This window comes from Desulfovibrio sp. (genome assembly GCF_035644575.1).
Classification (GTDB): Bacteria; Desulfobacterota; Desulfovibrionia; order Desulfovibrionales; family Desulfovibrionaceae; genus Desulfovibrio.
Genome location: NZ_DASQOG010000092.1, coordinates 1 through 5309 on the forward strand (window position 1 = coordinate 1; position 5309 = coordinate 5309).

Consider the following 5309-nt stretch of genomic DNA (forward strand, 5'->3'; position numbering starts at 1 on the left):
ATGTGCCGGGCCACAGGCCGCACCGGTTCCGGCAGGGTGTCCACTGCCTTGTTCAGAGCGCGGTTGATGCCGGGCAGCTCAAGGGCCAGACGTGCTTTCAGTTGGATCATATGCTACTCAGATAAGGTTAAGCGCGGGCAACACCCGCGTAAGCGCGCGCAGCGCGCCGGGAAAATCCTTTTCGTCATTGGCGCGCGGCCCGACCTTGTTGGAAACGCTGCGTACCTCCACACAGGGGATGCCCTCGCGGGCGCAGGCATACGCTACGGCAAAGCCTTCCATATTTTCCAGATCAGCCCGATAGCGGGCGCGCAGGTCTGCCGCTCTGGCAAAACTCGCGCTGACCCCGGCAACGGTGAGCGATGTGCAGGGCAAAAAAACATCCGGTTGTTGCCGCGCGCCAAAGCGTTCCAGCGCTTCCGGCCCTGCCAGGGACAGACGGTTGCGCACCGCAGGCCCGGTCTCTGGTTGCCACTGCGGAAAGCCAAAAGCCTCGGCGGTGACGGAGCGCCCGTCGTGCAGGCCGTATTCGGGCCAGATTTCTTCGCTCACCATGCACAATCCCAGAAGCCGACGTTCTGCCAGATCAAAGGCCCCGGCAAGACCTGCGTTGAGCACAGCCGTTATGGGAGTACCCTCGGCTTTAGCTCGGCAAAGGGCCATGCCCATGGCCAGAGCGGCGTTAATGGGGCCGACCCCGGTAATGCAGCACAGCGCGGCGCCATGCTTGAGGCGCAAGGGCCAGAGGTGCATTTCTGGCCAGGATTTCGCCGGGCTTTCAGTTGTTTCCCCGGCTGTGACGGCAAGCCCCGCCGGAGAAAACCCGGGCACTAGGCTCGCCAGTTCCAGCCCGGTGGCGGCGCAAAGCAGCAGGCTCACAGGATCACTGCCTTTGGCTGCTGCTTGCCGGGCGCAGGGCTGGACAGAACGCGCCTGCGGGATTTTCCCCGCAGGTCATGTCTGTGCCGTTTTGCAGCGCCGTGTGAGCAGCCATGATTCGTTCCTTTACAAAAGGCGGGTTTTCCGTCACCAGAAAACCATGAAATTCGATTACGCCCTTTTTCTCCGCGCTCTTGGTCTGGCCATCATTATTGAGGGCCTTTGCTGGACACTCTTTCCCGGCGGCATGCGGCGTGCCCTGCTGCAACTGTTGCCCCAGCCGGAAAGCCGCCTCCGCGTTATCGGGTTGGTGGCCCTGGCCGCAGGGCTTGGTCTGGTGGCGCTGGCCTCGCGCTGAGACCTGATTCCCTGCATCTCCCGTCTGGCTGCTGCCCGTGGCTTCAGATGCCGCTGTGCGGCATGCGTCGTGAAAACGGCATGTTCTTTCGCGCCAAGCTGATCTAGCGCGCTTTTTCACCCACATGCAGGCAGACAATGCCGGAAGTGAGCTTTTCGTGCCATGCACGTTCAAAGCCCGCGGCGCGCATTTCTTTTTCAAGGCTGAGGGCCGAGGGGAACTTGCGGATGGTATCGGCAAGGTACTCGTACGCGCCCGGATCTTTTGAAAATACTTTGCCAACCCTGGGCAGCAGGTGGTTGAGATACACGTTGTACAGGCCACCCCAGATGCGCTCCTGCCCGGAACCGAATTCAAGAATGCAGGCCCTGCCGCCGGGGCGCAGAACGCGCAGCATTTCGGCAAAAGCCGCCTCGCGGGGCAGAATATTGCGGATGCCAAAGGCAATGGTGATGCAGTCAACAGAAGCATCGGGCAGGGGCAGGCGCTTGGCGTCTGCGGCAACGGGCAGAATACTGCGGGCGTTGGCGTCCTTGAGCTTGCGGCTGCCGCGCACCAGCATGGGCGGGCAGAAATCCATGGCCGGAACAATGGCCGAGGGATGGCGGCGGCGAATGGCAAGGGAAACATCCAGCGTGCCAGCCGCCAGATCCAGTACGCGGCCGGTATCGCCAAGGCGCACGTTTTGCGCGAGCACCTTGCGCCAGTACTGATCAAGCCCGAGGCTTAGCACGCGGTTCAGCAGATCGTAAAACGGCACAATACGGCCAAACATGCCTGCCACAGCCGCATCGTGCGCAGGTTTGACAACAGTTTCCGTAGCGGTGTTGCGGGGAGATTCCACGTTATTTCCCGGCCTTGTCCTGGTCGGCATCCACACCGATAGCGGTGCAGACAACGCGATAGACCGAAGGAAATACCTCAGCAAAATTGCTGGGGGAAACCGTGCGCGTTTCTATGAATTTGGCGGTCAGTTCCTTGGCAACCTGAAGGGCTTCCTTGCGATCCTTATCCATGCGGGCCTCAGCTTCCGGCCCTGACGGGCGCGGCAAATATGAAAAACCCGCCCCTTTGGGGAACGGCCGTGACCCACAGCGGGTATTGCCTGGACGGGTTAAGAAACGGAAGCAACAGCCCCCGCCCCTTTGTTTTTTTGATTGAGAATCGCGGGGCAGCGCCCACGAAACCGCGCAACAGCATATGCGTTCCGCCTGCCATTGGCAAGGCCGACATGCCTGCGCGCCTGGAGCCTTTTAACCTTGAAATACTTGTTGCTGACGGCACAGGGATTGAATCCGGGCCTTAGGCCGGGGCGAAGCTGGCTTGGTTTGCAGGCGCGTTGCCAAGGGGACTTCTCCAAAAATCGCGCAGCGCAGACGGGCAGGTATGCTGCCAACAGGCGCCAGCAATCCGGAATGGTTCGGCGGCTGGTTGCGGTCCGCTGCAAAGGGCAAAAAGCCCCCCTACTGATCTTCGAGCAGCCTGCCGATCTCTTCGCGCAGTATACGCGCCGCAGCTGCGGCAGCGGCCCGTTCCACCCTGTCGTTGAAGCGCGGTTCAAGGGCATCCAGCCGGGTCTCAAGGGCATCTATGCGCGCCGTAGCGCTGCGGGCGGCAGTGACAACGGGTTGCAGGCGCTCTTCCACAAGCGATTGTGCATCGTCATGTTCAATCTGCGGGGCCGGAGCTGATGCCAGGGCTGCGGCAACAGCCTTGGCGATGCAATCCATGAGGCTCTGGTAGAGGGGATGGCCCTCGACAAACATGTCTTCCAGTTCCTGACGGGGCAGGCTGTTGGCGGCCAGCTCTTGCGATGCGTGAATCTGCGCTTCCAGCGCGGTTTCCAGCGCAATGATGCGATCCCCGGCTTCCTGAAGCGCGGCCTCGCACTGCTCAACTCGTTCGGTAAGCTTGCTGGCGGTTTCGGCAGCATCTGCCGCACGCGTGGAAGCGTCAAATGCCTGGGCAAATGCGTCAATGGCGTGGGACGAGGCCTCTTTGGCCTGTTCCATGACAGCCTCAAGGGCTGCGCCGGACACAGCTGCGGCAGCCGGGTCATCTGCAATATCTGTCGAATCCGCAACAGGGGCCGCCTGAGGCCTGAATGCAGGTTCATAAGCGAACTGCCCGGCGCTTTCCGGCATATCTGCCGCAGCAGGCTCCACTTCAGTAGCGTCTGCTTCGGCAGGCTCAGCCATGAAAAGTTCGGCTCCGGAAGGTTCCATTCCGACAGGCTCATCCACGGAAGGCTCGGCCTGAATATCGGCATCTGGAGGCAGGATTTCATCGGGTTCAAGCAGGGGAAGGTCATCGGCCTGCGCTGGTTCAGCGGCGGCAACGGCTTCAAATACATCGGATTCTGCCTGAGCGGAGGCGTCTGTCATTATGTCCTGCATGCCTGCCGGGGCGGCATCCTCAGGGGCGACAGCTGTGGGGGCCATATCCGCATGGTTGGTGGCGGCTTGTTCCGTAGCGGCGGCCAGCAGGGCGTCAAAATCTGTGGGCAGTTCCACAGCCTGTTCCGGCTGGGATTCCTGAACGGGCTCCAGCACTGGTTCCAGTTCGGGCAAAGAGGCGGGCAATGTTTCAGCAACAGGCTCTGGCTGGGCATCGGTCATGAGTTCCAGCTCGGGATGGAGCAGAACATCGGAAATGTCTTCCTGTGGTTCAGCGGCAGGGGCCGCACCGCCGGTCACAGCAGCCAGCAGGCTGTCGAGGTCTGCATTCAGATCGGGCTGAGGTTCCGAGGCAGGCGCTGGGGCTGGTGCGGGAGCTGCTTCTGGCTGAGCCGCGTCAAGCTTGCTCTGCAAATCGTCAGCGGCGGCAGCCAGCAGGCTGTCGATATCCACGCCGAGGTCGGCAGGCATATCTGGGCTTGCAACAGGGGCTGGCGCAGGATCGGGAGCAGGTTGCGGTGTCGGAGCTGATTGCGGCGCGGGAGCTGCTTCGGGCTGGGCCACGTCAAGCTTACTCTGCAAATCGTCTGCGGCGGCAGCCAGCAGGCTGTCGATATCCACGCCGAGGTCGGCAGGCATATCAGGGATTGCAGCAGTGGCTGGCGCAGGATCGGGAGCAGGTTGCGGTGTCGGAGCTGATTGCGGCGCGGGAGCTGCTTCTGGCTGGGCCGCGTCAAGCTTGCTCTGCAAATCGTCAGCGGCGGCAGCCAGCAGGCTGTCGATATCCACGCCCATGTCCGGGCTGGCAGTGGGTGCTGGTGCAGCCGCTGCCGCAGGTGCCGGAGCCTGGGGAGTCGGGGCGGCGGCCTGCGCAGGACTCGGGGGCACATCCAGCCCATTGGCCGCAGCAGCCAGCAGGCTGTCGAGATCATCGTTGGAGAAGGCCGGACTTTGCGCAGCGGGCGCAGCAGAAGGTGCTGCTGCAGGTTCGGGCTTTGCCGCTGCGAGGTTGCCAGCGCTGAGCAGATCGTCAATATCGCTTGTGTTCCCGGTGGCCGGGGCGGGACTCACGGATGCCAGCAGTTCGTCCAGATCTGGAATAGTGTTCTGCGGTTCAGCAGACGCTTGAGGCGCAGGCGCAGCAGCATGAAAATCGTTCAGCAGGGCGTCCACGGCATCATCTGCGGCTGGGTTCGCGGTCGGACTTGCGGCCTGTTTAGCGCTGGCAGATGCGGCCGCTTCCGTTTCCCTTTCTGACGGCTGCGGGGGGATATCAAGGGAATTGAGCAGACTGTCCACATCACCCATGCCCGGCATGTGCAACTGCTCATTGGGGTCAATGGGATGATCGGTCAGCGTGGACGGAGCGGAAAAGTCCAGGGCCACGTCATTGGTGTCGCTCTGGCCTTCGTCCTTGATGTCCATCTGTGCCAGCAGATCGTCAATTTCTGCATCCGCAGCACTTGAACCATCATTAAGGCCGCGCAGGTGCGCGTTCAGCGCCTCCTGATCCGCTTCTACCTCGGGGGCGGCAGCGGCCTGGGGCTGCTCGGACGGATCGTTTGCCGGAACTTCGCCTTTTTCGATCAGTTCTGTGAGATCGATGATCTGGTCATCGGTTTCAGCGGTGTTCTTGGCAACCATGCGCCACCTCATGGGGTTATGTGCAGCGGCCA

Annotated in this window: 5 protein-coding genes; 1 reads left to right on the top strand and 4 read right to left on the bottom strand. The window is 61.9% G+C overall.

Going from position 1 to position 5309, the window contains the following annotated elements:
• Positions 1 to 117: 117 nt before the first annotated feature.
• Positions 118 to 879, bottom strand: coding sequence for a futalosine hydrolase (gene mqnB / locus VEZ52_RS04890; RefSeq protein ID WP_324835791.1), 762 nt, complete (start codon positions 877 to 879; stop codon positions 118 to 120).
• Between the two features lie 160 nt (positions 880 to 1039).
• Between mqnB and VEZ52_RS04895 the strand changes: the two genes are divergently transcribed.
• Complete coding sequence (locus VEZ52_RS04895; RefSeq protein WP_324835792.1) at positions 1040 to 1237, top strand: DUF2065 domain-containing protein; 198 nt, start codon at positions 1040 to 1042, stop codon at positions 1235 to 1237.
• Positions 1238 to 1340: 103 nt separating this feature from the next.
• On the opposite strand, the gene VEZ52_RS04900 is transcribed toward VEZ52_RS04895, so the two are convergent.
• The 3 genes from VEZ52_RS04900 to VEZ52_RS04910 all read right to left on the bottom strand — a co-directional run.
• Positions 1341 to 2081 (bottom strand): ubiquinone/menaquinone biosynthesis methyltransferase, encoded by a 741-nt coding sequence (locus VEZ52_RS04900; protein WP_324835793.1) that lies wholly within the window; start codon positions 2079 to 2081, stop codon positions 1341 to 1343.
• A 1-nt stretch (position 2082) separates the two neighbouring features.
• The gene (locus VEZ52_RS04905; protein ID WP_324835794.1) at positions 2083 to 2253 is read right to left on the bottom strand and encodes a hypothetical protein; all 171 of its coding nucleotides are present in this window, start codon (positions 2251 to 2253) and stop codon (positions 2083 to 2085) included.
• A gap of 447 nt (positions 2254 to 2700) precedes the next feature.
• Positions 2701 to 5309: hypothetical protein (locus tag VEZ52_RS04910; protein ID WP_324835795.1), on the bottom strand; the 2609-nt coding region annotated here is incomplete at its 5' end.